Genomic DNA, 19,842 nt, shown 5'->3' with positions numbered 1-19,842 from the left:
ATAACCACAGCAAACGCAGTACCCTCAGGACGAAACATGGCAAACCTGTATGACCTTAAAAAATTCGATCTTAATCTGTTAGTCATTTTCGAGTGCATTTATCAGCACCTTAGTATCAGTAAAGCCGCCGAGACGCTGTATATCACACCCTCAGCCGTGAGCCAGTCACTGCAGCGTCTGAGAGGACAACTCAACGATCCTCTGTTTATCCGTTCCGGTAAAGGGATCACGCCCACGACCGTCGGCGTCAATCTGCATCATCATCTGGAACAGAACCTGAACCAGCTGGAGCAGACTATCAATATCATGCACAGCAGCGGGTTGAAGAAGAACTTTGTCATTTATTGCCCGCATTTTATGAGTACGAAAGCAACGCTTGATCCTATAAAGCTGCTGATGGAAAACCATAACTATTCAATTGAATTACATGATGTTTTTCTATCATCTGATTCAGCGGAAGATCTCTTAGCCTACAGAAGAGCCGACCTGATATTTTCGTTTTCTTCTTCTAACAATCATTCTGTCGCCTGTAGCCTCTACCATAAACTTCCTTTCGTCCTCGTTTGTCGGGAGGGCCATCCCCGTCTCAGTGAAAATCCCACGCGTGAAGAGATTCTGAATGAAAACTTCACCGCCTACCTGAACGATGAAAACAGCTTCAAAGACTATCAGGAAAAGGCCGAAAACCTGTTAACCGAAAGAAATATCGTCTATCGCAGCGACTCTTTTATATCCCTTCTGTCGGTGATTGGTTCGTCCGACCTCATAGGATTAGTGCCCGCACCGGCCTTCGAACAATATGGGCCAGCCCTCAACCTGCGAAAAGTGGAAACTGACATTCAATTCCCCAGCATTGATATTTACATGATGTACAATCGTTCCGCGCTCAATAGCTCGGCATTCGCGAGTTTTATTGAAGAAATATCCTTACCGTGAGATATTGCTGTGGTTCTCGCACAAAATGGGAACCACACCGTTAAAACATACACCACCGTTATAGAATTACGCGGCATAACCGTTACATATCCAATTAATTATTGACTGATATAATCCTCTTATTAGTATTGACGCTACAGTCAGGTATTTATTCCTCAGGATGAGAATAAGCATGTCAATTTATAAATACCCTTTAAACCAGGATGTTCTTACCGCTGCTCGGGAGCGAATAAAATGGACGCTCGAAAACTTACCCAGAATCTGTGTTTCTTTTTCAGGAGGTAAAGACTCCACCGTCATGCTGCATCTGGTTGCCCAGCAGGCGCGACTGATGAACATCAAAATAGATGTGCTCTTTATCGACTGGGAAGCGCAGTTTTCCCATACCATTATCCATGTGGAACATATGCGCGAGTTGTACAGCGATGTCATCGACCATTTCTGGTGGGTCGCGCTCCCCCTGACAACGCAAAATTCACTGTCGCAATTCCAGCCGGAATGGCAATGCTGGGAACCCGGCACACAATGGGTCCGCCAGCCTCCTGACGATGCGATAACCGATCCCGCTTTTTTTCCCTTCTACCAGCCAGGCATGACGTTTGAAACCTTTGTCCGCGGTTTCTCCGACTGGTTCTCTCGCAATCGCCCGGCGGCGGTACTGATTGGCATCCGCGCCGATGAGTCATACAACCGTTTTCTGGCTGTCGCGTCGGCGCGTAAACAGCGATTTGCCGACGATAAACCCTGGACAACCGTCGCACCGGGAGGACATGCCTGGTATATCTACCCTCTCTACGACTGGAAAACCGCCGATATATGGACCTGGTTCGCCAAATCAGGGTGTTGCTATAACCCACTCTATGACCTGATGTTTCAGGCCGGCGTGCCGCTACGCTACATGCGGATTTGTGAACCCTTTGGTCCGGAACAGCGCCAGGGATTATGGCTCTACCACGTTGTTGAGCCCGATCGCTGGGCGGCCATGTGTGAGCGCGTGAGCGGTGCGCGCAGCGGGGGGATGTACGCCGGACACGATAACCATTTTTATGGTCACCGAAAAATTCTGAAACCCGAACACCTGTGCTGGCGCGAATATGCCATGCTGCTCCTCGACAGCATGCCGCAAAATACGGCTGAGCATTACCGCAATAAAATCGCCATTTATCTGCACTGGTATCAGAAGAGAGGCACAGAGGAGATTCCCGATACGCAGGACGGTGATATCGGTGCCAAAGATGTTCCCTCATGGCGCCGTATTTGTAAGGTTCTCCTGAATAACGACTACTGGTGCAGGGCGCTATCATTCAGCCCAAATAAACCCAAACATTATCAGCGCTACAGCGACAGAGTGAAGGCGAAACGCAAGGAGTGGGGCATATTATGCGACAAAAACTAATCAACGAGATGGAAACGTACCTTCAGTCACTTCCCGAAGAGGAACGCATTAACGCCATAAATGCTTTTCGTGAAGCGATCCATAAACACAGTCCGTTTCGTGCGCAACCGATAGACTGCGTCCTCTGGATCAGACAGGACGCTATTACCGCTAACGACTACAACCCCAATAACGTTGCCCCGCCAGAAAAACGGCTGCTCAGTAAGTCGCTGGAACTCGATGGATTCACCCAACCTATCGTTGTGACAGAAAGTGAACCGCAACATTACGAAATTGTGGATGGTTTTCATCGCCATGAAATCGGTAAAAATCGGGCGGCACTGAAGCACCAGCTCAAGGGTTATCTTCCTGTCACCTTCCTGCGCCAGGACCGACAGGATAAACATGACCGTATGGCTGCCACTATTCGTCACAACCGGGCGCGGGGTCGACACCAGATTAACGCTATGTCGGAGATCGTTCGCGAACTGGTGCAGCTTGGCTGGAATGACGAGAGAATAAGCAAGGAGCTGGGAATGGACAGCGATGAAGTCTTGCGCCTCAAGCAAATCAACGGTCTGCTGGAGCTGTTTGCAGACCGTCGTTATTCAGAAGCCTGGACGGTGAAATAATCAGAGCGTGTTAAGACGCTCTGCCGCCGCCAGCAGCGTCGATTCCTGCTTCGCAAAGCAAAGACGAATCAGCTTATGCGGGAAGGGATCGGCGCAGAATACAGACAGCGGAATGGCGGCTACGCCCACCTCTTTCGTCAGCCACTGGCAGAAACTCACGTCGTCCAGATCCGATATCGCGCTGTAGTCGGCGAGCAGGAAATAGGTCCCTTCTGAGGGCAAAATTTCCAGACGACTTTTGCTGAGCGCCGTCACAAACAGATCCCGACGTTCACGATAGAAGTGCGGCAGCTCGCGATAGTGCTCCGGCTCGGCGCGCAGCATATCCGCCAGCGCCAGCTGAGCCGGCGTGTTCACGGCAAAGGTCAGGTACTGGTGCACCTTGCGCAGCTCGGCGCTAATAGCCGCCGGTGCGACGCAGTAGCCCACTTTCCAGCCGGTCATATGGTAAGTCTTACCGAATGACGAGACGGCGATAGCACGCTCGCGAAGCTGCGGATGGGCCAGCACGCTGGCGTGTCCTTCTTCTGCAAAGCAGATGTGCTCGTAGACTTCATCGCTCAGCACGTAAATTTCACGTTCCGCAATCGCCTGCCACAGCGCGGCGAAATCGGCCTTTTGCCACACCGTCGCCGACGGGTTGTGCGGGGTATTCAGGATCACCAGGCGGGTTTTGTCGCTCAGCAGCGCAGCAAACGCCTGCCAGTCAGGGCGAAAATGCGGCGGCTGGAGCGCCACGCGTTTCACCACGCCGCCGGAGAGTTCAACCGCAGGCGCATAGCTGTCGTAGCTCGGATCAAAGCAGATAACTTCATCGCCCGTACGCACCAGCGCGGTGATGGCCGCATAGAGCGCTTCGGTCGCCCCTGCCGTCACCGTAATATCGCTGTTCGCATCGGGCTTATGGCCGTACAGCTCCGCCGTTTTATCCGCAATGGCTTCCCGCAGCGCCTGCACGCCCGTCATCGGCGCATACTGATTCGCCCCCTGCGCCACGTGGTACGCCAGGCGCTCCTGCAGATAGGTCGGGCCGTCGAAATCCGGGAATCCCTGAGAAAGGTTAATGGCGTTGTGCTGCTGCGCCAGAGCGCTCATCTGCGTAAAGATGGTAGTACCGAGATTGGGAAGTTTACTCTGAGGAATCAATGCGTTATTGCTCATTGTGTCGTGCCTGCTTGTAATACTTATGTTGCTGCCACTATAACACGATGTTAGTCTTTGGCAATCAAGACGCTTAGACGTCTAAACCATATGAATATTCCTGGCCGCGAGGGTAAAAGGAAATGACAGACAACCTGCAACTCACACATCTTGTTGACGCCTGCCGCTGGATTGGCGCCAAAGGCTGGGCACCCGCCACCGGCGGCAACATGTCGGTGCGTCAGGACGAGCGCCTCTGCTGGCTCAGTGAATCCGGCAAAGACAAAGGCAGCCTGACAACGGCGGATTTTCTACAGGTTGAAATCGCCACCAACCGCGCGCCGTCTGGCCGCAGGCCGTCGGCGGAAACCGGTCTTCACACGCTGATTTATCGCCTGTTCCCGGAAGCCAACGCCGTCCTGCACGTTCATACCGTCAACGCCACGGTGCTGTCGCGTCTGGTCAAAGAAGCCGAGCTCAACATCAGCGGCTTTGAGATGCAAAAATCCCTCACCGGGCAGACCACGCATCTGGATACGGTGGCTATCCCGGTCTTTGATAACGACCAGGATATTGACGCCCTCGCCTCCCGAATCGCCCATTACGCACAGGAACGCCCGCTTAATTATGGTTTTCTTCTGCGCGGTCATGGCTTAACCTGCTGGGGACGCGACGTGGCCGAGGCCCGCCGTCATCTGGAAGGACTAGAATTCTTATTTGAATGCGAAATGCGTTTACGACAACTGGAGAGAGTATGATTCGCGCGATTGTGACGGATATTGAAGGGACCACCAGCGATATCCGTTTTGTCCATGACGTTTTGTTCCCCTACGCGCGTGAGCGGCTGGCGGCCTTCGTGACCGCGCAGCAGTACGCCGAGCCGGTCAAATCCATTCTGGACAACCTGCGTGATGAAATCGGTAACCCGCACGCCAGCGTCAGCGAGCTTATCGACGCCCTTTTTGCCTTTATGGATGAGGACCGCAAATCCACGGCGCTCAAAGCCCTGCAGGGGATCATCTGGCATGACGGCTACGTGAACGGCGACTTTACCGGCCACCTCTACCCGGACGTACTGCCTGCGCTGGAAAAGTGGAAAGCGCAAGGGATTGATCTCTATGTTTATTCCTCTGGCTCCGTCGCCGCGCAGAAACTGTTATTTGGCTACAGCGACGAAGGTGATATTACTCATCTGTTCAGCGGCTATTTTGATACCCACATCGGCGCCAAGCGCGAGGTGCAGTCCTATCAGAACATTGCGGCACAAACGGGCATCGCCCCGTCGCAGATCCTGTTCCTGTCCGATATTCATCAGGAGCTGGACGCGGCTGAACAGGCAGGTTTTCGCACACTGCAGCTGATTCGCGGTGATGATGACGGCGCAAGCCATCACCATCAGGTCCACCAGTTTGACGAGATTAATCCGGAGCAGATCCCTTCATGAGCGCATTGACCATTTATTCCGATAAAGACGCCAGTCAACACCAGTGGCACAGCACCGACACCGCCGAGATCGCCCAGCAGCTCAATGCCAAAGGCGTGCGGTTTGAACGCTGGGCGGCGGATCGCGATTTAGGACACGATCCCGCGCCCGAAGCCGTGATCGAGGCGTATCAGCATGCGATCGACAAGCTGGTGGCGGAGAAAGGCTATCAGAGCTGGGACGTGATCAGCCTGCGCGCCGACAACCCGCAGAAAGAGGCGCTGCGCGCGAAGTTCCTGAACGAACACACCCACGGCGAAGACGAAGTGCGCTTCTTCGTGGAAGGCGCGGGGCTGTTCTGCCTGCACATTGGCGATGAGGTATATCAGGTGCTGTGCGAAAAAAACGACCTGATTTCCGTTCCCGCGGGCACGCCGCACTGGTTTGATATGGGCTCCGAGCCGAACTTTACGGCGATTCGTATTTTCGATAACCCGGAAGGCTGGGTGGCGCAGTTTACGGGCGATGCCATCGCGGATGCGTATCCACGCCTCGCATAGGTAAAAGCAAAACGGCAGCTAGAGCTGCCGTTTTTAGTGTTTGCTCCCTCTCCCTGTGGGAGAGGGTCGGGGTGAGGGCATCAGGCCGCTCGAGCTTCAACGCTCCAGTCCTTTCACATACCCCACCAGCTGATCCAGCACAATCCCCCACCCTTCGTGGAAGCCCATCTGCTCATGCTGCTCGCGGATTTCCTTCGTCGGATGACGCGCAATCGCCGTGTAGCGGGTCTTGCCCTCGCCCACATCTTCCAGCAGCAGGATCGCCGTCATAAACGGCTTCTCGGCCGGTTTCCAGCCTTCGGTATAGCCGTCGGTAAAGACCAGCTTTTGACCGGGATCGATTTCCAGAAAGACGCCCCGGTTATCCATCCGCTGCCCGTCCACCTCAAACACGGTGTTGAACCTCCCGCCCACGCGCAGGTCGAGGTCGCATTCGGTCACCTTATGGGGAGCAGGAATGAAGAAGTTTTTGATGTGTTCCGGCGTGGTCCAGCAGAGCCACAGCAGGTCGCGCGGTGCGTCCACCACGCGCTCCAGTTTTAAGTCAGTTTCAGGATCGAGCGTCACGATATTGTCCTCTCAGGGGAATCCCTTAAAGGATAGCCGGACTCAGGCGAATTTCCCGTTTGCCACCGCTTCCGGCGTGACTACGCCCGTATCCAGCACCCAGCCGCTGATCAGCGAGGCAGGGGTAACGTCAAACGCCGGGTTATAGACCTGCGCGTTTTCCGGCGCCCACTGCACCGCGCCAAAGCTTCCGGCCACGCCCGTCACCTCGCTGGCGGCGCGCTGCTCAATGGGGATCGCATCCCCGTTCGGGCAGTCCGGATCGAGGGTCGTTTGCGGGGCGGCCACGTAGAACGGAACGCCGTGGAACTTCGCCAGCACCGCCAGGGAATAGGTACCGATCTTGTTCGCCACGTCGCCGTTGGCGGCAATGCGGTCTGCGCCCACCCACACGGCGTCCACTTCCCCTTTTGCCATCAGGCTGGCGGCCATGGAGTCGGTAATCAGCCGATACGGCACGCCCAGCTCGCCTAGCTCCCACGCGGTCAATCTGCCGCCCTGCAGCAGCGGACGGGTTTCATCCACCCAGACGTTGCTGACGTTACCCTCCTGATGCGCGCGGGCAATCACGCCCAATGCGGTGCCAACGCCCGCCGTTGCCAGCCCGCCGGTGTTGCAGTGGGTCAGCAGACGGCTGCCGGGCTTCACCAGCGCGCTGCCGGCTTTGGCAATCGCGTCGCAAAGACGTTTGTCTTCGTCAATCAGGCGCAGCGCTTCGGCCACCAGCGCCGGTACAAAATCCTCCTGCCACAGGGCGAGCTTCATGCGGTCAAGATTGTTCATCAGGTTCACCGCCGTCGGGCGGGATGCGCGCAGGGTTTCCAGCGCCGCCGCCAGCTCGTCTCGGCTTTTGCCGTTTTCCGCCAGCAGCGCCAGCAGCAGGCTTGCAGAGAGACCAATCAGCGGCGCGCCGCGCACGCGCAGGGCGTGGATATGTCCGACCAGCGCCTCTACCGTCGAGGCATCCAGCCAGCGTTTCTCCTGCGGAAGCGCCTGCTGATCGAGAATAAAGAGCTGATTATCCGCCACCCGCAGGCTGGTCGTCTGTAATGTCTGCATGTCGTTAATTCCCTGTTGCGTTGTTGTAGCACATTGTGTCAGGATGAAATCCAGATGTATAGACGTCTACATGTCTTAATTAGAAAACTCGTGAGGAGCAGGCCATGTCGCAATACCGTACCTTTACCGCTCAGGACGCCGTGGAGTATGCCAGGCAGTTTGGCGGACTTGACGATCCTTCATCGCTGGTAGAGGCGCAGGAAGTAGGCGACGGCAACCTCAATCTGGTATTCAAAATTTTCGACGGCGCGGGCGTGAGCCGAATCGTCGTTAAGCAGGCGCTGCCCTACGTGCGCTGCGTCGGCGAATCCTGGCCGCTGACGCTGGACCGCGCCCGCCTTGAAGCGCAAACGCTGGTCGAGCACTACCAGCACAGCCCGCAGCACACCGTGAAAATCCACCACTTTGACCCGGAGCTGGCGGTGATGGTGATGGAAGACCTCTCCAGCCATCGCATCTGGCGCGGCGAGCTGATTAAAAACATTTACTACCCGCAGGCGGCCCGTCAGCTGGGCGAATACCTCGCCCACGCGCTGTTCCACACCAGCGATTTCTACCTGCACCCGCACGCGAAAAAAGCGCAGGTAGCGAAATTCATCAACCCGGAGATGTGCGAGATCACCGAAGATCTGTTCTTCAACGATCCGTACCAGATCCACGAACGCAACAGCTACCCGGCCGAGCTGGAAAATGACGTAGCGGCCCTGCGCGACGACGCTCAGCTTAAAATTGCCGTAGCTTCCCTGAAGCACCGCTTCTTCTCGCACGCCGAAGCGCTCCTGCACGGCGATATTCACAGCGGCTCGATTTTTGTGGCCGACGGCAGCCTGAAGGCCATCGACGCCGAGTTCGGCTACTTTGGCCCGATTGGCTTTGACGTCGGTACCGCCATCGGCAACCTGCTGCTGAACTTCTGCGGCCTGCCGGGGCACCTGGGCATTCGCGATGCCGCCGCCGCGCGCGAGCAGCGCCTGACCGATATCCAGGAGCTGTGGAACACCTTCGCGGAACGCTTCCAGGCGCTGGCAAACGAGAAAACGCGCGACGCCGCGCTCGGCGCGCCGGGCTATGCCTCCGCGTTCCTGAAAAAGGTCTGGCATGACGCCATCGGCTTCTGCGGCACCGAGCTCATTCGCCGCAGCGTCGGGCTTTCCCACGTCGCGGATATCGACACCATCCAGGACGAGGCGATGCGCCACGAGTGCCTGCGCCACGCGATAACGCTCGGTAAAGCGCTGATAGTCATTGCCGACCGCATCGACAGCGCCGAAGATCTGGTGGCACGGGTGCGTCAGTACAGCTGATTACATTTGGTTTTCTCCCTATCCCTGTGGGAGAGGGCCGGGGTGAGGGCATCAAACCGCACTCATCCCAGATACTCAATCACCGACAGCCCGCCGTTATAATCCGTGCTGTAAATTATCCCCTGCGCATCCACAAACACGTCGCACGACTGGATCACCTGCGGGCGATTTGGCCGCGTGTCCATCATTCTCTCCGGCGCGGCGGGCACCAGCGCACCGGTTTCCACCGGTCGATACGGATTGGAAATGTCATACGCCCGCACCCCCGCGTTCTGATAGGTCGCAAAAATCAGCGTCGAGCTGACAAAGCTCCCCGGCCGGTTCTCGTGCAGGTTATGCGGGCCAAAATGCGCCCCTTTCGCCACGTAGTCGGTTTCATCCGGCTGCGGGAAGGTCGAGATGCTGACCGGGTTCGACGGCTCGCGGATATCAAACAGCCAGATCAGCTTTTCGCCGTCCTCCTGGTTATCCAGCACCGCTTCGTCCAGCACCACCAGCAAATCGCGGTCCGGCAGCGGCAGCGCGGTGTGCGTCCCGCCGCCAAACGGCGGACTCCAGTTGCGGTGGCTAATCAGCTTCGGCCGGGTGCGGTCCTTCACGTCCAGCAGCGTCAGGCCGCCGTCGCGCCAGCTGCCGTAGGCGGTATCGCCCGCGATAATCGCGTGATGCAGCGCGTAGCGTTTCCCTTCCGGCCAGTTCGGCTTCTCCCCTTCGGCCTGGTTCATCCCCGGCAGCCACCAGCGCCCCGCCACTTCAGGCTTACGCGGATCGGCCAGATCGATGGTCAGGAAAATGTAGTCGGTAAAGCCGTCGATCAGCGCTGACACATACGCCCAGCGGCCGCCGACGTACCAGATGCGGTGGATGCCGATGCCGCTCAGCGACAGAAAGCCGATTTCGCGCGGCCTGTCGGGCGTGGAGATATCAAACACCCGCAGCCCGGCGCTCCAGCCTTTGTCCTGCACATCGCTGACGGTCTCCCCCACCTGGCGTGTGTAGTAGACCTTCTCGTCGGCAAAGCGGGCATCGGCAAACAGATCCCGGGCGTTAATCACCAGCAGCAGGTCGTCATACGCCTGCAGATGCACGTTCCAGGTGCCGGGCGGCGCGGGCACGTAGCCCGCCGCTTTCGGGTTTTTCGGGTCGCGCACGTCGACAATCGAAAAGCCCTGCGACACCATATGGCCGATATAGGCGAAACCGCGATGGACCATCAGCTGCACGCCGTCCGGGCGACCGCCCTGATCGCTATGGCCAATCAGCCGCATATTGCGGCTGTATTCTGGAAGGGGTACTTGCGTCACCGTTAGCTCCTTTGGGTTTTCCCCCTCTCCCTGCGGGAGAGGGCCGGGGTGAGGGCATCAGGCCGCACCTGACGCCACCCGGCCTGGTTTTATTTATTTTTCGCTTCCAGCGTCGCAAACCACGGCGCGATAAAATCTTCCGTCTGGCCCCAGCCCGGAATGATTTTCCCCAGCGACGCCACGTTCACCGGGCCCGGCTGGGCGGTCAGCAGCGCCTGAGGAATGGCCGCCGCTTTGAAATCGTAGGTCGCAGGCGTCGCTTCCCCGGCAATCTTGTTCGCCACCAGACGCACGTTAGTCGCGCCAATCAGCTTCGGATCCACCGCCACGCTCACCTTCCACGCGCTGCCCGGCTCGCGCATCAGCTGCAGATCCTGGTTAGAGATGTCGATGCTGTAGAGCTTAATCTCGGTGCGGCCGTTCTCTTTCAGCGCCTTATACGCGCCCTGGCTGAAGGCGTCCCAGGTTCCCCAGATGGCGTCGATTTTGCCTTTCGGGTATTTCGCCAGGATCGCACCCACCTTGTTGGCGGTATCGCCCTGCACGTCAGAGGACACGGCGCCGATAGACTCCAGCTCTTTGATGTCCGGATACTGCTTTTGCAGCTCTTTATAGGCCGCCTGACGACGCTCCATCGGCGGGAAGCCCGCCACCCACAGCTTGACGATATTGGCCTTGCCGTTGAAATCTTTCGCCAGCTGGCCGAAGGAGAGGTTCGTCAGGGAGGCATCGTCCTGCTGGGTGACGGTCACGCCAGGGATCTCGCCGTTAACCGCCGTATCAAAGACGGAGACTTTGATCCCGGCATCCACCGCTTTCTTCACCAGCGCGGTGGAGTACGGATCGCGCCCCTGAGAGAGAATAATCCCGTCGTACTTCTGGCTGATGGCCTGGTTCACAAAGTCCTGGAATTTGGCGTCGTCCCCGTTGCTTAAAAAGGTGCTGACCTTAAAGCCGAGCTTTTTCCCTTCCTGAATTGCGCCAGCAATAAACTGCGTGGTGTTGTCATCTGAGCCGAGGTTACGGATCACCGCGATGCGGATCGGGCCGTCATGGTTCGCAATGGCTGCCGGAAGCGGCGCGGGCGTGGCCGCGAAGCCTGGCAGAGCCGTGAGCAACCCAAGTGCCACCAAAGAGAGTGCAATCTTTTTCATTTTTTTATCCCGTTGTGTTGTCAGCGTTTTTGTATGTAGGTAATCGCCAGCGCTACCGCGAGCACCAGCCCTTTTATAATGTCCATGGCGTAATACGGCACGGAGAGCATCACCAGCCCGTTCGACAGCACGCCGAGAATGACCGCCCCAACCAGGGTTCCCAGCGCGTTCGGCTTGCCGGATCCGGCCAGCGAGAAGCCAATCCACGCCGCCGCCACCGCATCCATCAGGTATCCGCCGCCCGCATTCACCTGCGACGAGCCGATGCGTGAAGCCAGCAAAATCCCGCCCAGACCCGCCAGCAGCGAGGCAATCACGTAGGCCGCCACCTTGTAGCGCGTGGTGCGAATGCCGGAGAGGCGCGCCGCTTCGGGGTTGCCGCCGATGGCGTACATGCGTCGGCCATGCGTAGTGAGCGACAGGCCCAGCTGCGCCAGCACGGTCACCACCAGCATGACGATCACGATGGTCGGCACCTGCCCCAGCAGGCTGAACGCCGCCGGAATGATCCCTTCCGCCATGTCGCCGCTCGGCAGCACCATGTTCTCGGTAATCGACCCGCCGTAGCTGTAGGTCATCGCCACGCCCTGGATCACAAACAGGCTGGCAAGCGTCGCGAGCATGTCCGGAATGCGCAGGATGACGATCAGAAAGGCGTTAAACAGCCCCACCAGCGTGCAGAGCGCGAGGGTGATCAAAATCGACTCGGTGGTGCCAAAACCGTGCCAGACGAAAAGCGAAATCACCAGCGCGTTCGCCAGCGAGGCGGTGGATCCCACGGAGAGATCGAACCCGCCGATGGTCAACGAGATCGACACGCCAATGGCAATCACCGTCACGATGGCAATCGAGCGCAGGATATTGATGATGTTGTTCGGATCGAGGAAGCTGTCCGACGCCAGGCCAAAGACGGCCACCAGCGCGACGACGGTTAACAGCATGCCCCACCTGTAGAGAAAATCGAAAATCTGCTGGCGGCCAGACGCCGCCGCGTTCACTGAAAGGGCCTTGCTCACGACGCCGTTCCTCCGGTTGAATAATAAAGTAGTGTCTCTTCGCGGGCCTCGGCCCCGGCGATTTCCGCCACGATGCGCCCGTCCCATAGCACGCAGATGCGGTCGCACAGCCCGACCAGTTCGGCAAATTCGCCCGAGGCGTAAATCACCCCTTTGCCCTCGCGCGCCAGGCCGTCAATCAGCTGGAACAGATCGGTTTTGGCCTTCACGTCCACGCCTTTGGTCGGCTCGTCGAATATCAGCACGCTGGCGTCATTGCGCAGCCATTTACCGATGGCGACCTTCTGCTGGTTGCCGCCGGAGAGACGGCGCAGCACCTGCCCCGGCCCACGCGCGCGCACGCCGACGCGGGTGATGACCTCTTCCGCCCAGCGCCACGCCTGACGATGGCCAAACAGGCTCCAGCGCGAAAAGCTGTTATCGGCGCACACGGCAAGGTTCATGCTCACCGGCTCGTCGATAAAAATACCCTCTTTCCGCCTCTCCTCCGGCACCAGCGCCAGACCGCGCAGCACGGAGTCGGCCGGGTCGCGCGGCTGCCAGGATTGATGATTCAGCTCACCGCGCGCCACGCGGCTCTTGGTGGCGCCAAAAAGCGCCTTGCAGAGTTCGGTTTTCCCCGCCCCCGCCAGCCCGGCAATCCCGAGAATTTCGCCTTTGCGCAGGTGCAGGGAGATATCTTTCAGCAGCGCGTCGTCATGCAGACCTTCCACCCGCAGCAGCGTCTCTTCGCCGTGAGGCGGACGCGCGGGCGGATAGATATCGCTCAGCACGTGGCCGAGCATCTTCTCGACGATCGCTTCGCCGCTAAGATCGGCCATCGGGCCGGACTCGATCTGCTTGCCGTCGCGCAGCACCGTCAGGGTGTCGCAGATGGCCTTCAGCTCGTGAATGCGGTGAGAGATAAACACCACGCCGATGCCCTGCTGCTTTAAGCGTCTCACTACCGCAAACAGGCGCTCGCTCTCGTGCGCGTCCAGCGGCGCGGTGGGTTCATCAAGAATCAAAAAACGGCAGTGATGGGACAGCGCCCGCGCCAGCAAAATCTGCTGCTTTTCGGCCAGCGAACAGCCGTCGATGGAACGGCGAACGTCCAGCGTCACGTCGAGCTGCGCCAGCGCCTGTCTCGCCTGCTGGCGGATCGCGCGCCAGCTGAAGCGATGCCCCGGCAGCGCCAGCTGGTCGAGCATGATGTTTTCGGCAATGCTTAACCCCGGGATCAGCGCTACGTCCACTTCCTGCTGCACAAGGTGGATCCCCAGCCGTTTGGCATCGAGCGGTTCGCGGATGCTCACCGGCTGGTTGTTGATGCTGATCTCGCCCTCATAGTGGTCGTGCGTCCCGCACAGCACCGCCATCAGGGTCGATTTTCCCGCGCCGTTGGCACCGGTCAGCGCGTGTACGGATCCGCCGGTTAAGGTGAAATTCACGCGCGACAGCGCCTGAAAGCCGGAAAAGGCCAGGCTGATACCGCGCATCTCAAGGCGACTGGAAACCATCCGCGTAAATCCTTCATTACTCTTCTGATTTATCGAATTTTTCACAGCTCCGGTTGACTGACAACGACGGAAAAGGCATAAGTTAAAGCGAAATATTATTAGCCATCCGGATGTCCAGACATAACATCGGGTTAGCGCTTCCGCAAAAAGGACACCATCATGAGCAACACCGATATCCGCGTCGTGCCTGGCCCGGCGAACTACTTCTCTCATCCCGGAAGCCTTGCGAGGCTGGATAACTTCTTTACCCCGGAACAGCTTTCCCGCGCGGTGTGGATTTACGGCGAACGCGCTATCGAAGGCGCGCGCCCTTTCCTGCCCGAGAGCTTTAACGCGCCGGGAGCGAAACGCCTGCTGTTTAAAGGCCACTGCAGCGAGCGCGACGTCACCCATCTGGTGAATGAATCCGGCAGCGACGCCAGCGTGGTGATTGGCGTCGGCGGCGGCGCGGTACTGGATACCGTCAAGGCCGTGGCGCGCAGCTTAGGGGTGCCGTTCGTGGGTATCCCCACCATTGCCGCCACCTGTGCGGCGTGGACCCCGCTTTCCGTCTGGTACAACGATGCCGGACAGGCGCTGCATTTTGAGATCTTCGACGACGCCAACTTCCTGGTGCTGGTGGAGCCGCAGATCGTCCTCAACGCCCCGGCGGAGTACCTGCTGGCGGGCATCGGCGATACGCTGGCGAAGTGGTACGAAGCGGTGGTATTGGCACCAGAGCCGGAGAACCTGCCGCTGACCGTGCGGCTGGGCATTAACGGCGCGCTGGCGATCCGCGACGTGCTGCTGGCGCGCAGCGAAGAGGCGCTGGCCGACCAGCAGCGCGGCGAACAGACGCAGGCGTTCCGGGACGTGGTCGATGCAATCATCGCCGGCGGCGGGATGGTCGGCGGCCTGGGCGAACGCTATACGCGCGTGGCGGCGGCGCATGCGGTACACAACGGCTTAACCGTGCTGCCGCAGACGGAAAAATACCTGCACGGCACCAAGGTGGCCTACGGTATTCTGGTGCAGAGCGCCCTGCTCGGCCAGGACGACGTGCTGGCGCAGCTGGTGACGGCTTACCAGCGTTTTAACCTGCCGACCACGCTTCGCGAGCTGGACGTCGACATCACTAACCGCGACGAGCTGGATCGGGTCATCGCCCACACCCTGCGCCCGGTGGAGTCGATTCACTATTTACCTGTTACGTTAACGCCTGACGTTCTGCGCGCCGCGTTTGAGAAAGTGGAATCCTTCAGCCGTTGATCGCGCCGACAGGCTATACCTAATGATGATTCTTACCACTCTCGTAACGAGGTCATCATGCAGATCGATTTAACAGGTAAAAAGGCGCTGGTTACCGGTGCCAGCCGCGGGTTGGGTCGTGCGATTGCCCTGTCGCTGGCGCGCGCCGGTGCGGATGTGATTATTACGTATGAAAAATCTGCCGATAAAGCCCAGGCGGTCGCCGATGAGATTAAGGCGCTGGGACGACACAGCGAAGCCGTGCAGGCCGACAGCGCCAGCGCGCAGGCGATTCAGGATGCCGTCACCCATGCGGCGCGTTCTCTTGGCGGGCTGGACATTCTGGTCAACAACGCCGGGATCGCGCGCGGCGGCCCGCTGGAGTCCATGACGCTGGCGGACATTGACGCCCTTATCAACGTCAACATTCGCGGCGTGGTGATCGCCATTCAGGAAGCGCTGGTGCACATGTCAGACGGCGGGCGCATTATCAACATCGGCAGCTGTCTGGCAAACCGCGTGGCGCAGCCGGGCATTGCCGTTTACTCGATGACCAAATCGGCGCTGAATTCCCTCACCCGCGGGCTGGCTCGTGATTTAGGGCCTCGCGGCATTACCGTTAACCTGGTACATCCCGGGCCCACCAACAGCGATATGAACCCGGAAGACGGGGAACAGGCTGACTCTCAGCGTCAGCTTATTGCTTTGGGTCATTACGGTCAGCCGGAAGACGTCGCGGCGGCGGTCACGTTTCTTGCCAGTCCGGCGGCCGGGCAGATCTCCGGTACCGGCCTGGACGTGGACGGCGGTTTGAACGCCTGATCGCAATCTCACTGCAAGCCTCTGTCGTCCGGCAGAGGCGTTTCCGAGCGCCCTCGACGGTTTGCGTTTTGCCGCTTTCTCCGGTTATTTCCTCGCTCTACAGTACCCCATTAGAAATTCGGAATTTATCTAATAGCCTTATTATTTCCTTATACTTTGTGTGGGCGTACAGTGGAGGTACGGATGAAGATTGTCTGGTCAAAGAATGCAAAGAAAGAGTTTTCCAAAATCGATGGCCGATATCAGCGAAGAATCAAAGCAAAACTTGCTGAGCTGGACGATCGCTCAGCTCCCCGGCCCGATATCAAAAAAATATCGGCAACAGAAAATCATTTCCGGCTACGCGTTGGCGATTACCGCATTCTGATTACACTTCGGGACGATCCCGATAACCATTGTTATGTTTTGGCCGTCAAGCGCAGAACTTCAACGACATACCTTCACGAGGAGAAAGCCCCCTATGGCTGTTCAGCTAATTAAGGACAATGACGGAAAAGCGCAGTACGCCGTAATTCCCTATGATGAATACTTTCGTATGTGCTTACAGATGGCAGAAATCGACGACGAAACCGATGATGATCTAGAGGATATTGAAGTCGAACACGATTGTTATGATGACGTAGGATTACCTGGTGAAGTGTGCGACGTCATGCATAACGAGAACGTCAGCCTGCAGGCCGCGTGGCGTATCCTGCGTGGCATGTCCCAGCAGGAGGTGGCTGAGAAACTCGGCATCACCCAGTCCGCCGTATCACAGCTTGAGGCCCTCGACTCCCGTCCGCAAAAGCGCACCCGCGAAAAGCTGGCTGCTATCTACGGCTGCAAGCAGGAGCAGATCAGCCTCTATCTACCGAAAGAGGGTTAACAGCACTTCGCCCCGCCCTTGCCGCCGTAGCGGGCATCCTGGCGGTCGCGGAAAAATTCTTCGTAGGTCATGGGCGTCTGGTCCGGATGGTTGACGCGCATATGCTCGACGTAGTTGTCGTAATCCGGCACGCCAATCATCATTTTGGCGGCCTGGCCCAGGTATTTACCTGCTTTGGAAAGGGTGTCGAACATAATCAGTTTCTCGTTTGTTTCCTGCCCTCTCCCGGAGGGAGAGGGCGGAGAAGAAATGTAGGCCGGGTAAGGCGAAGCCGCCACCCGGCACAAAGGTTAGTGCGCCCCTTTCGCCTGGGTCACAATCTCTTCCAGGTTTTCAGGCATCGGCTCGTACGGCGTCTCTTTCGCCGTTGGCTGATCGTTTTTCAACGCCGCCAGCGCGGTCTTGAGAGAATACAACGCCAGCACCACGACCACCACCATAAAGAAGATAGTCAGCCCGGCATCCAGACGGTTGTTAAACACCAGCTGGGACAGCTGCGACTCGGTGTACTGCGCCGGGATCTTGCCGCTGTCGATCATCGCCTGGAACTTGTTGGCGATCGCCAGGAAGCCCACCTTGTTGTCCGGGCTGAAGGCTTTCTGCCAGCCCGCCGTCAGGGTACAGATCAGCAGCCACGCGGTTGGCACCAGTGCCACCCACGCGTAACGCTGGCGCTTCATCTTGAACAACACCACCGCGCAGAGCATCAGCGCCATGCCTGCCAGCATCTGGTTGGCGATACCAAACAGCGGCCACAGGGTGTTAATCCCGCCGAGCGGATCGACCACGCCCTGGTGCAGGAAGTAGCCCCACGCCAGCACGCACAGCGCCGTCGCCAGCAGGTTAGCCGGGAGCGAATCGGTACGCTTCAGGTTCGGGGAGATCACCCCCAGCAGGTCCTGCAGCATAAAGCGCGCCGCACGGGTTCCCGCATCCACCGCCGTCAGGATAAACAGCGCCTCGAACAGGATGGCGAAGTGATACCAGAACGACACGTCCATCAGCCCGCCCAGCGCGCCGTGAAGAATATACGCCATGCCGACCGCCAGCGTCGGCGCCCCGCCCGCACGGGAGATAATCGACTGCTCGCCCACCTCACTGGCGATGCTCGTCAACGTATCAGGGGTAATCGCAAAGCCCCAGCCGCTCACCACCTGCGCGGCGGACGCCACCACGTCAACGGTGCCAGCCGGTGCCAGTACCGCCATCGGGCTGTTCATCGCGAAATACACGCCCGGGTCGATGATGCAGGCAGAGACCAGCGCCATGATGGCGACAAAGGATTCCATCAGCATGCCGCCGTAGCCGATCAGGCAGGCCTGATTTTCATTCGCCAGCATCTTCGGCGTGGTTCCGGATGCGATCAGCGCGTGGAAGCCCGACACCGCGCCGCAGGCGATGGTGATAAACAGGAACGGGAACAGGTTACCGGTCCAGACCGGGCCGGTACCGTCGATGAATTTGGTTAACGCAGGCATGGTCAGGGTCGGACGCATAATCAGAATGCCGATCGCCAGCCCGACGATGGTGCCGATTTTCAGGAACGTAGAGAGATAGTCACGCGGAGCCAGCAGCAGCCATACCGGCAGCACCGCCGCCACAAAGCCGTAGCTCACCAGCATCCAGGTCAGCTGGACGCCGGTAAAGTCGAAGAACGGCGCCCAGGTCGGGCTTTCCGCCACCCAGCCGCCGGAGATAATGGCGAACACCAGGAATACCAGGCCAATTACCGACACCTCACCAATGCGGCCCGGGCGCAGGTAGCGAATATAAATCCCCATAAACAGCGCCAGCGGAATGGTGAAGGCAACGGTATAGGTCCCCCACGGGCTGTGGGTCAGCGCTTTCACCACGATCATCGCCAGCACCGCGAGGATGATCACCATGATCATAAAGGTCGCCACCAGCGCAATCACCCCGGCGGTTGCCCCCATCTCCTCTTTCACCAGCTCACCCAGCGAACGCCCGTCGCGGCGGGTCGAGACGAACAGCACCATAAAGTCCTGCACCGCGCCCGCCAGCACCACGCCCGCGAGGATCCAGATCATCCCCGGCAGGTAGCCCATCTGCGCCGCCAGCACCGGCCCTACCAGCGGGCCCGCTCCGGCAATCGCCGCAAAATGGTGACCGAACAGCACTTTTTTGTCGGTCGGCACGTAGTCCAGCCCGTCGTTATGGCGGACGGCAGGCGTCATGCGCGTCGCATCAACGCCCAGAACGTTCTTCGCAATATAGCGGCCATAAAAACGGTACGCGATCAGATAAATGCAGACGGAGGCGACGACGATCCAGAGCGCATTGATCTGTTCCCCCCGGTTGAGGGCGATATAGCCCAGGGCAAAGGCTCCCACAACGGAGAGCCCTGCCCATATAAGGTATTTCCCTGAGTTGTTCATAGTTGTTGTCCGTTGTTGTGAAACAGTGAGATGTTACATTTTGTTTCTAGAACAACCGGAAAAATTTAACAACTTTGAAACGCAATAATGCGTGGTCAAACCAGAGATTTACACCACAGTGTTAAGCCGATCACTTTGATCTGCCTGGCTTAGCCCAACACCATCGTACTCAACCGACAGGTGCAGCACAGCCGCCCCTGCTCGTCGAATACCACAATCTCCCAGCTCTGGCTCGAACGCCCCAGATGCAACGGCTGGCATACCCCGCGCACTTTGCCGTGAGAGACCGCACGATGGTGCGTGGCGTTAAGCTCCGTCCCCACCACGCTCTGCCCGTCGCGGGTCATCAGAAAGCCGGCCATCGACCCCAGCGTTTCCGCCAGCGCCGCCGACGCGCCGCCGTGCAGCAGGCCAAACGGCTGATGGGTACGCGCATCCACCGGCATCTCCGCTTCCAGCGTGTCGTCGCCGAGGCGGGTATAGACGATACCGAGATGCGCCACCAGGGTGTTCAGGCTGGTCGCGTTCAGCTCCTCGAGCGGTAAATGACGTTTCCAGATCAT

The 19,842-nt window shown here is 58.5% G+C and carries 21 protein-coding genes; 11 read left to right on the top strand and 10 right to left on the bottom strand.

Going from position 1 to position 19,842, the window contains the following annotated elements; genetic code table 11:
- Positions 1-36: 36 nt before the first annotated feature.
- The 3 genes from citR (at position 37) to UR289_RS01655 (ending at position 2,943) form a co-directional block, all read left to right on the top strand.
- Positions 37-936 carry a DNA-binding transcriptional repressor CitR gene (gene citR / locus UR289_RS01665; protein ID WP_039261223.1) on the top strand — a complete coding sequence of 300 codons (900 nt, stop codon included), beginning with the start codon at positions 37-39 and terminating at the stop codon, positions 934-936.
- Between the two features lie 172 nt (positions 937-1,108).
- A complete protein-coding gene (locus UR289_RS01660) occupies positions 1,109-2,332 on the top strand; it encodes a phosphoadenosine phosphosulfate reductase (protein WP_182072415.1) in 1,224 nt (407 codons plus the stop codon).
- Positions 2,317-2,943 carry an IbrB-like domain-containing protein gene (locus tag UR289_RS01655; RefSeq protein WP_048975886.1) on the top strand — a complete coding sequence of 209 codons (627 nt, stop codon included), beginning with the start codon at positions 2,317-2,319 and terminating at the stop codon, positions 2,941-2,943. The genes UR289_RS01660 and UR289_RS01655 overlap by 16 nt, the downstream gene beginning before the upstream one ends.
- Here UR289_RS01655 and UR289_RS01650 read toward each other — a convergent pair whose 3' ends face one another.
- Entirely contained in the window at positions 2,944-4,104 is a 1,161-nt protein-coding gene (locus UR289_RS01650) for a pyridoxal phosphate-dependent aminotransferase (RefSeq protein WP_033144914.1), read from the bottom strand.
- A 122-nt stretch (positions 4,105-4,226) separates the two neighbouring features.
- On the opposite strand from UR289_RS01650, the gene UR289_RS01645 reads away from it, so the two are divergent.
- The 3 genes from UR289_RS01645 to UR289_RS01635 are packed head-to-tail and all read left to right on the top strand — an operon-like array spanning position 4,227 to position 6,066.
- Positions 4,227-4,841, top strand: coding sequence for a methylthioribulose 1-phosphate dehydratase (locus UR289_RS01645; protein ID WP_033144913.1), 615 nt, complete (start codon positions 4,227-4,229; stop codon positions 4,839-4,841).
- Complete coding sequence (mtnC, locus tag UR289_RS01640; protein ID WP_033144912.1) at positions 4,838-5,527, top strand: acireductone synthase; 690 nt, start codon at positions 4,838-4,840, stop codon at positions 5,525-5,527. Before UR289_RS01645 ends, mtnC begins: the two co-directional genes overlap by 4 nt.
- Positions 5,524-6,066 (top strand): acireductone dioxygenase, encoded by a 543-nt coding sequence (locus UR289_RS01635; RefSeq protein WP_320709078.1) that lies wholly within the window; start codon positions 5,524-5,526, stop codon positions 6,064-6,066. The genes mtnC and UR289_RS01635 overlap by 4 nt, the downstream gene beginning before the upstream one ends.
- Positions 6,067-6,162: 96 nt before the next feature.
- On the opposite strand, the gene UR289_RS01630 is transcribed toward UR289_RS01635, so the two are convergent.
- Both UR289_RS01630 and mtnA read right to left on the bottom strand, forming a co-directional pair.
- Positions 6,163-6,633, bottom strand: a complete 471-nt coding sequence (locus UR289_RS01630) for an SRPBCC family protein (RefSeq protein ID WP_033144910.1) — start codon at positions 6,631-6,633, stop codon at positions 6,163-6,165.
- Positions 6,634-6,675: 42 nt separating this feature from the next.
- The gene (gene mtnA / locus UR289_RS01625) at positions 6,676-7,692 is read right to left on the bottom strand and encodes an S-methyl-5-thioribose-1-phosphate isomerase (protein WP_320709077.1); all 1,017 of its coding nucleotides are present in this window, start codon (positions 7,690-7,692) and stop codon (positions 6,676-6,678) included.
- 104 nt (positions 7,693-7,796) lie between these two features.
- Here mtnA and mtnK point away from each other — a divergent pair, with 104 nt between their 5' ends.
- The gene (gene mtnK, locus UR289_RS01620) at positions 7,797-8,996 is read left to right on the top strand and encodes an S-methyl-5-thioribose kinase (RefSeq protein ID WP_033144908.1); all 1,200 of its coding nucleotides are present in this window, start codon (positions 7,797-7,799) and stop codon (positions 8,994-8,996) included.
- A gap of 62 nt (positions 8,997-9,058) precedes the next feature.
- Here the strand turns inward: mtnK and UR289_RS01615 are convergent, their stop codons facing one another.
- The 4 genes from UR289_RS01615 to UR289_RS01600 form a co-directional block, all read right to left on the bottom strand.
- Positions 9,059-10,300 (bottom strand): LVIVD repeat-containing protein, encoded by a 1,242-nt coding sequence (locus UR289_RS01615; RefSeq protein ID WP_320709076.1) that lies wholly within the window; start codon positions 10,298-10,300, stop codon positions 9,059-9,061.
- 89 nt (positions 10,301-10,389) lie between these two features.
- Positions 10,390-11,454, bottom strand: coding sequence for a sugar ABC transporter substrate-binding protein (locus tag UR289_RS01610; RefSeq protein ID WP_023310718.1), 1,065 nt, complete (start codon positions 11,452-11,454; stop codon positions 10,390-10,392).
- Between the two features lie 20 nt (positions 11,455-11,474).
- Entirely contained in the window at positions 11,475-12,470 is a 996-nt protein-coding gene (locus UR289_RS01605; protein ID WP_033144905.1) for an ABC transporter permease, read from the bottom strand.
- Entirely contained in the window at positions 12,467-13,969 is a 1,503-nt protein-coding gene (locus UR289_RS01600) for a sugar ABC transporter ATP-binding protein (RefSeq protein WP_320709075.1), read from the bottom strand. Before UR289_RS01600 ends, UR289_RS01605 begins: the two co-directional genes overlap by 4 nt.
- 159 nt (positions 13,970-14,128) lie before the next feature.
- On the opposite strand from UR289_RS01600, the gene UR289_RS01595 reads away from it, so the two are divergent.
- The 4 genes from UR289_RS01595 (at position 14,129) to UR289_RS01580 (ending at position 16,883) form a co-directional block, all read left to right on the top strand.
- Positions 14,129-15,217: an oxidoreductase gene (locus UR289_RS01595; protein ID WP_320709074.1), complete on the top strand. Its 1,089-nt coding sequence runs from the start codon at positions 14,129-14,131 to the stop codon at positions 15,215-15,217.
- A gap of 57 nt (positions 15,218-15,274) precedes the next feature.
- Entirely contained in the window at positions 15,275-16,018 is a 744-nt protein-coding gene (locus UR289_RS01590) for an SDR family NAD(P)-dependent oxidoreductase (protein WP_032661029.1), read from the top strand.
- Positions 16,019-16,201: 183 nt separating this feature from the next.
- Positions 16,202-16,498, top strand: coding sequence for a type II toxin-antitoxin system RelE family toxin (locus UR289_RS01585; RefSeq protein ID WP_023303272.1), 297 nt, complete (start codon positions 16,202-16,204; stop codon positions 16,496-16,498).
- Positions 16,479-16,883 (top strand): helix-turn-helix domain-containing protein, encoded by a 405-nt coding sequence (locus tag UR289_RS01580; protein WP_047061324.1) that lies wholly within the window; start codon positions 16,479-16,481, stop codon positions 16,881-16,883. Before UR289_RS01585 ends, UR289_RS01580 begins: the two co-directional genes overlap by 20 nt.
- Here the strand turns inward: UR289_RS01580 and UR289_RS01575 are convergent.
- From UR289_RS01575 to entH, 3 genes are all read right to left on the bottom strand, one after another.
- Positions 16,880-17,077, bottom strand: a complete 198-nt coding sequence (locus tag UR289_RS01575) for a YbdD/YjiX family protein (RefSeq protein ID WP_006809671.1) — start codon at positions 17,075-17,077, stop codon at positions 16,880-16,882. The two genes, UR289_RS01580 and UR289_RS01575, sit on opposite strands and share 4 nt — an antisense overlap.
- A 96-nt stretch (positions 17,078-17,173) precedes the next feature.
- On the bottom strand, positions 17,174-19,279 hold the full coding sequence (gene cstA, locus UR289_RS01570) for a pyruvate/proton symporter CstA (RefSeq protein ID WP_320709073.1): 2,106 nt from the start codon (positions 19,277-19,279) through the stop codon (positions 17,174-17,176).
- 149 nt (positions 19,280-19,428) lie between these two features.
- Positions 19,429-19,842, bottom strand: coding sequence for a proofreading thioesterase EntH (gene entH / locus UR289_RS01565; RefSeq protein WP_320709072.1), 414 nt, complete (start codon positions 19,840-19,842; stop codon positions 19,429-19,431).

This window comes from Enterobacter sp. 302C9, from assembly GCF_034106085.1.
Taxonomy (GTDB): domain Bacteria; phylum Pseudomonadota; class Gammaproteobacteria; order Enterobacterales; family Enterobacteriaceae; genus Enterobacter; species Enterobacter asburiae_B.
This window is presented reverse-complemented; position numbering and strand designations above follow the sequence as displayed.

Coding starts and splice junctions, on each gene's coding strand:
- cstA (WP_320709073.1), bottom strand. CDS start 19,279: ATGAACAACTCAGGGAAATACCTTATATGGGCAGGGCTCTCCGTTGTG.
- entH (WP_320709072.1), bottom strand. CDS start 19,842: ATGATCTGGAAACGTCATTTACCGCTCGAGGAGCTGAACGCGACCAGC.
- mtnA (WP_320709077.1), bottom strand. CDS start 7,692: ATGCAGACATTACAGACGACCAGCCTGCGGGTGGCGGATAATCAGCTC.
- UR289_RS01575 (WP_006809671.1), bottom strand. CDS start 17,077: ATGTTCGACACCCTTTCCAAAGCAGGTAAATACCTGGGCCAGGCCGCC.
- UR289_RS01650 (WP_033144914.1), bottom strand. CDS start 4,104: ATGAGCAATAACGCATTGATTCCTCAGAGTAAACTTCCCAATCTCGGT.
- UR289_RS01600 (WP_320709075.1), bottom strand. CDS start 13,969: ATGGTTTCCAGTCGCCTTGAGATGCGCGGTATCAGCCTGGCCTTTTCC.
- UR289_RS01585 (WP_023303272.1), top strand. CDS start 16,202: ATGAAGATTGTCTGGTCAAAGAATGCAAAGAAAGAGTTTTCCAAAATC.
- UR289_RS01635 (WP_320709078.1), top strand. CDS start 5,524: ATGAGCGCATTGACCATTTATTCCGATAAAGACGCCAGTCAACACCAG.
- UR289_RS01590 (WP_032661029.1), top strand. CDS start 15,275: ATGCAGATCGATTTAACAGGTAAAAAGGCGCTGGTTACCGGTGCCAGC.
- UR289_RS01655 (WP_048975886.1), top strand. CDS start 2,317: ATGCGACAAAAACTAATCAACGAGATGGAAACGTACCTTCAGTCACTT.
- mtnK (WP_033144908.1), top strand. CDS start 7,797: ATGTCGCAATACCGTACCTTTACCGCTCAGGACGCCGTGGAGTATGCC.
- mtnC (WP_033144912.1), top strand. CDS start 4,838: ATGATTCGCGCGATTGTGACGGATATTGAAGGGACCACCAGCGATATC.
- UR289_RS01595 (WP_320709074.1), top strand. CDS start 14,129: ATGAGCAACACCGATATCCGCGTCGTGCCTGGCCCGGCGAACTACTTC.
- citR (WP_039261223.1), top strand. CDS start 37: ATGGCAAACCTGTATGACCTTAAAAAATTCGATCTTAATCTGTTAGTC.
- UR289_RS01610 (WP_023310718.1), bottom strand. CDS start 11,454: ATGAAAAAGATTGCACTCTCTTTGGTGGCACTTGGGTTGCTCACGGCT.
- UR289_RS01660 (WP_182072415.1), top strand. CDS start 1,109: ATGTCAATTTATAAATACCCTTTAAACCAGGATGTTCTTACCGCTGCT.
- UR289_RS01580 (WP_047061324.1), top strand. CDS start 16,479: ATGGCTGTTCAGCTAATTAAGGACAATGACGGAAAAGCGCAGTACGCC.
- UR289_RS01645 (WP_033144913.1), top strand. CDS start 4,227: ATGACAGACAACCTGCAACTCACACATCTTGTTGACGCCTGCCGCTGG.